The organism is Herbaspirillum sp. C9C3 (genome assembly GCF_013359625.1).
Lineage (GTDB): Bacteria > Pseudomonadota > Gammaproteobacteria > Burkholderiales > Burkholderiaceae_D > Herbaspirillum.
In genome coordinates this window covers 1-5111 of the sequence record NZ_JABFMQ010000053.1, presented here as the reverse complement: position 1 = coordinate 5111, position 5111 = coordinate 1, and the positions used below count along the sequence as shown (strand labels likewise).

Genomic DNA, 5111 nt, shown 5'->3' with positions numbered 1-5111 from the left:
TATTCTGCATTCACCGCGGATATTCCAACCACAGGAATACCTATCACATCCGTCATTACGAAGTGGATAAAGAAGGTAACGTGATTCGTGCCTTTGCGATCGGACGGAAGTGGGAAGGGAAAGAATGCCTCGATGGCCTGCTGTCGCAGTGGAACTACTGGTGCTGGTACATGAATCACGGTCCGGAAGAGTTGCCAAAACCGCTGCTTTTCTTCAAAGAAAAGGAGAACATGCTGGAGAGTTTTCTGTTCTGCATGTATGACTTGGGGATGCGCGCCAGTGCGGCCTATCGCATTAGCATGATGCCTTTCATCTTGCTCTTGACTAGTCATCGCTTGATGGCCCTTTGGACTTGCCGCGATCCCGTCTGGCCAGACTATGTCAGCAGAGTCAGCGGTATCGAATCCGATGATCCCTACGACGAACCGCGCGGCAGCACCCCCATAGGCTGGGCCGAGACGACCCACGCGATCAATCGCAAGGATTATCCCGACGGCGATAAAACAACAATGGAAAACTGGTGCGGTGAAAAGAATCCTGTGACCAATGCTCTTTTGTGGGCAGCTGAAATTGCGCCAAACTTTATTAAGCATGGATGAACGCATATTTCAATTTAAAGCTGGTCGCCCCATTCCTGAATGGGATCTGAAGCATCGCTTATCCATCAACAATCCGGTTGGCCCCGAATGCAAGGACACGAGTACGATCTTCCGGATCAATTCAACCTTCATGGATGTAACAGACCAGCCGTTCAGAGAGCGACAGTGGCTTGCAGGAGGCGTCCTGGTCTCTTGTTTGGGAGTGGTCGGGGGAATGTGGAGCTACTACCTGACGAGGGTACTGTATCCAGATGCTGGTGGAATTTTGGGTGATCTATATTGCCTGGTCATCACGTTTCTGTTCGGCTACTTCGCTTTCCGGCATGGAAGAGACGAATTTTTTTCACTTAAGCGCCGTCCCATCCGTTTCAATCGCAAAGAGAAAAAAATCTACGCCATTCGGCGTCGTCGATTCTTTGCCAAGCCCGGCCAAGGCGATATCACATGGGAAGTCCCTTGGGATGAAAACGCCATATTCTGCATTCACCGCGGATATTCCAACCACAGGAATACCTATCACATCCGTCACTACGAAGTAGATGAAGAGGGTAACGTCGTCCGTGCATTTGCGATTGGTCGCGAATGGGAGCAGAAGGAAAATCTTCAGGGCCTGCTATCGCAATGGAATTATTGGTGTTGGTATATGAATCGAGGGCCGGAGGATTTGCCCAAGCCTCCCTTGTTTTTCTGCGAACGCGAAAGTGCTATGGAAAGCTTCCTTTTTTGTCTTTATGACTTCGGTGCCAGTGCCAGTGCCGCGTATCGTATTGCAATGATGCCCTTCATCTTGCTTCTGACCAGTCATCGCTTGATGGCACTTTGGACCTGTCGCGATCCGATCTGGCCTGCGGCTGTTGAAAAAGTCAGCGTTGTGCGGCCAGGTGATCCCTATGATGAGCCAAGCCGCTCGACTCCTGTGGGGTGGGGCGACACCCTGCTCGCCATAGAACGTAACGAGTATCCGTATGATCCCCAAAAAGAGGTGAACGAATGGCTGGGAGAAAAGGATCCCGCTGTCAACGCGTTGCTGTGGAGCGAGGATGCTCCGCCCAATTGGCGTATGAAACATGGATGAACGCGTCTTTCGATACAAAGTCGGCAAGCCGATTCCCGAATGGGATTGGAAACATCGCTTACCTATTGATCAGCCAGTTGGGCCAGAGTGCCAAGACACCAGTACCATTTTTCGGATCAATTCTACCTATATGGATGTGACAGACCAGCCATTCAGAGACAGACAATGGCAATCAGGGGCGGTCCTTGCCGCTTGCTTTGGAGTCCTATCATTTTTATGGCTTGCCGCATTCATGCTGCTTCATCCACCTGAAGAATTCGTGATCACTCTAATTCTCCCTTGGCTTGTCGTTTTTCTCAGCGTCGGGTTGTTCTCCCATATCGCACTGAAGTTCGGGCACGATGAATTCTTTTCCTTAAGCAGAAAGCCCATCCGCTTCAACCGCAAAGAGAAAAAGATTTACGCCATCCGCCGCCGCCGTTTCTTTGCCAAGCCAGGTCAAGGTGACATCACATGGAAAGTCCCCTGGAACGAAAACGCCATCTTCTGCATTCACAGAGGATCGGCCAACCACAAGTACACCTATCACATCCGTCATTACGAAGTGGATGAAGACGGTAACGTTGTCCGTGCCTTTTCGATCGGCCGGAAATGGGAAGGGCAAGAATGCCTCGATGGCCTGCTGTCGCAGTGGAACTACTGGTGCTGGTACATGAATCACGGTCCGGAAGAGTTGCCCAAGCCACTGCTTTTCTTCAAGGAAAAAGAGGACATGCTGGAGAGTTTCCTGTTCTGCATGTATGACTTCGGGATGCGCGCCAGTCCGGCTTATCGGATAACGATGATGCCATTCATCCTGTTCATGACCTGCCTGCGCCTGATAGCCCTTTGGACTTGCCGCGATCCCGTCTGGCCAGACTATGTCAGCAGAGTCAGCGGTATCGAATCCGACGATCCCTACGACGAACCGCGCGACAACACCCCCATAGGCTGGGCCGAGACCACGCACGCGATCAATCGCAAGGAATATCCCGACGGCGCAAAAAGCGCAATGGAACACTGGCGCGGCGAGCAGGACGCCACCTTGAATGCCTTGCTGTGGGCTGCAGATACGCCCCCCGTGGGCAGGCCCTGATCCATCGTCTTACGCGCCCGCCCCCTGATTGACCGACTGCATTGCCTGCCAAACCTCCACCGCCGTCTGTGCAAAGGTCCGTATGCAGGGATTGGTATTCTCGCGGTTCCAGATCACCGCCACCTCCACCGTCGGCGCACCGATGAGCGGCTTGAAGACCGTGGTGTCCAGGTGCATGGCCTGCATCGAGGTCGGTACCAGCGCCACCCCCAGCCCTTCGCCGACCAGGTTGACGATGGTCTGCTGCAGGTTGGTCTCCAGCACGATGCGCGGACGGAAGCCATGCAGCTGGCAATGCTGCCGGATCAGGTCATACACCACCGGCGCAATCGGGCGCGGAATGCTGATGAAGGCATCCTCGGCCAGCTCGGCGGCCGAGATCTCAGGCTTGTGCGCCAGGCGATGCCCACGCGGCAGCACCGCCAGCAAGGGTTCGGCGTAGATGGTGTGGCTGTCGAGCCGGCGGCAATCCTCGGGGCGATACATGATGCCCACATCGATTTTCTCATCCTCAATGTCAGTGGCCAGCAGGTTGGGCACGTATTCGCTCAGGCGCATGTCCACCTCCGGATAGGCCGCCGAATAATGGCGCGTCACCGCTGGCAGGATGTTGTAGGCCGAGGACATCATGAACCCCACCTTCAGCGCCCCGCTCATACCCGTGCTGGAAGAGGCCACGTTGCGCTTGGCCCGTTCCAGGGCCTTGAAAATTTCTGTGGTGTCGCGATAAAAATATTTGCCCGCCGCCGTCAGCTGGATGGCGCGTTTGCTGCGGTCGAACAATTGCGCTCCCAACTCCTTCTCCAGTGCCGCAATCTGCCGTGTCAGCGGCGGTTGCGAGATGTGCAGCAGTTCCGCCGCGCGGCCGAAATGCAGGGTTTCTGCTACGGTGCGGAAATAGGTAAGATGTCTCAATTCGATCATTTGATACCTTCAAGGTATTGATTCTGTCTATACATTGTATTGGAAGTCATGAGTCGGACTGGCTATTCTTTGCCGCAGACGTGCCATTGCGACACGTTTCCGGGACCGCCCCAGGCAGGTTCCCGCGCATAAAGAACCGGTTCTGCGGATGCCGGCTCGATAAAAAAGCAGTCCAAGACAGGAGACCATCATGCCGACCACCCCGGTAGCGCAGCCCTTGCCTGATCGTGACGTTTGCTCCATCCCGGCTGGCACAGCCCATTCGACTTGCGCGCCTCATGCGCCGCGTTATCGCGACATCGATCAGCTCGCCGCTGGCGACGACCTGATGGGCGATCTGGTCGAACGCGGCAAGCGCCTCATCGATCGCGGCATCCCCGTGCTCATCCTGGGCGAGACCGGGACCGGCAAGGAATATCTCTCCCGTGCTCTGCATGACTACAGCGCACGCCGTCGCGCCAACTGGATCGCCGTCAATTGCGCCTCCATCCCCGAGAGCCTGGCCGAAAGCGAACTGTTCGGCTACTGCAAGGGCGCCTTCTCCGGTGCGCTGCCCGGCGGGATGAAGGGCAAGGTGCAACAGGCCGATGGCGGCACGCTCTTCCTCGATGAAATCGGCGACATGCCCTTTGCCCTGCAAACGCGCCTGCTACGCGTGCTCTCCGAACGCGAAGTGATGCCCCTGGGCGCACAACGCCCGGTGCCGGTGGACGTACAACTGATCTGCGCCACGCATCAGGACTTGAAAACCCTGATCGCCGATGGCCGCTTCCGGGAAGACCTGTATTACCGCGTCGCCGGTGGCGTATTGCGCCTGCCCGCCTTGCGCGAACGCAGCGACCGGCGTGCGCTGGTGATGCAGATGATGGCCGACGAGCTGGGCCGTCCGGTCCAGGACAGCATGATCGAGCCCGCCGTCCTGCAGCGTCTGCTGGCCTATCCGTGGCCGGGCAATCTGCGCCAGCTGCATGCCGTGATCCGTTACAGCTGCGCAGTCATGAACGAGGGACGCATCACCCTGCGCGACCTGCCGGAGGAGTTGATGCAGTTCCAGCCCGCCGGCCTGGCGCAGGTGCTGCCCCTGCATCGTCCGGCCTCGCGCATGGCATTGGAGGCGCCGGGGCAGGGCGGTGCTGCCGATCTCAGACGCGATGAGCGCACGCGCGTCATCGAAGCCCTCAACGGCAGCCGCTGGAACATCTCCGCAGCCTCACGCCAGTTGGGCATGTGCCGCGCCTCGCTGTATCGCAAGTTGCGGCAGCTGGATATCCCGCATGTCAGGGATCAGGCCATGCCTGCACACGCGGCCTATGCGGTCGCCTGAAATGCTAGAACCCATTTCATCAATAGGCGTGAGATGCGTTCTGTCCAGAAAGGGCGCTGGCAAGGAGCGCAACGCGGCCAGCGCCCTTTCTGGACAGAACCCGGAGGGAGCGGC

At 57.0% G+C, this 5111-nt stretch carries 5 protein-coding genes; 4 read left to right on the top strand and 1 reads right to left on the bottom strand.

Annotation, left to right across the window (positions count from 1 at the left end; genetic code table 11):
• The 3 genes from HNO82_RS21995 to HNO82_RS21985 all read left to right on the top strand — a co-directional run.
• A partial coding sequence (locus HNO82_RS21995) for a DUF6708 domain-containing protein (RefSeq protein WP_349627584.1) occupies positions 1-599 on the top strand: 599 nt, incomplete at its 5' end.
• The gene (locus HNO82_RS21990) at positions 592-1674 is read left to right on the top strand and encodes a DUF6708 domain-containing protein (protein WP_175345146.1); all 1083 of its coding nucleotides are present in this window, start codon (positions 592-594) and stop codon (positions 1672-1674) included. The genes HNO82_RS21995 and HNO82_RS21990, both read left to right, overlap by 8 nt.
• Positions 1667-2749, top strand: coding sequence for a DUF6708 domain-containing protein (locus HNO82_RS21985; protein ID WP_175345145.1), 1083 nt, complete (start codon positions 1667-1669; stop codon positions 2747-2749). The genes HNO82_RS21990 and HNO82_RS21985 overlap by 8 nt, the downstream gene beginning before the upstream one ends.
• Before the next feature lie 9 nt (positions 2750-2758).
• Here the strand turns inward: HNO82_RS21985 and HNO82_RS21980 are convergent, their stop codons facing one another.
• Positions 2759-3673: a LysR family transcriptional regulator gene (locus HNO82_RS21980; RefSeq protein WP_175345144.1), complete on the bottom strand. Its 915-nt coding sequence runs from the start codon at positions 3671-3673 to the stop codon at positions 2759-2761.
• Positions 3674-3863: 190 nt separating this feature from the next.
• Here HNO82_RS21980 and HNO82_RS21975 point away from each other — a divergent pair, with 190 nt between their 5' ends.
• A complete protein-coding gene (locus tag HNO82_RS21975) occupies positions 3864-4997 on the top strand; it encodes a sigma-54-dependent Fis family transcriptional regulator (protein ID WP_175345143.1) in 1134 nt (377 codons plus the stop codon).
• The last annotated feature ends 114 nt before the right edge of the window (positions 4998-5111 follow it).

What these genes read in the sequence shown, in the direction of transcription:
- HNO82_RS21975 (WP_175345143.1), top strand. Translation starts at nt 3,864, where the DNA reads ATGCCGACCACCCCGGTAGCGCAGCCCTTGCCTGATCGTGACGTTTGC.
- HNO82_RS21985 (WP_175345145.1), top strand. Translation starts at nt 1,667, where the DNA reads ATGGATGAACGCGTCTTTCGATACAAAGTCGGCAAGCCGATTCCCGAA.
- HNO82_RS21990 (WP_175345146.1), top strand. Translation starts at nt 592, where the DNA reads ATGGATGAACGCATATTTCAATTTAAAGCTGGTCGCCCCATTCCTGAA.
- HNO82_RS21980 (WP_175345144.1), bottom strand. Translation starts at nt 3,673, where the DNA reads ATGATCGAATTGAGACATCTTACCTATTTCCGCACCGTAGCAGAAACC.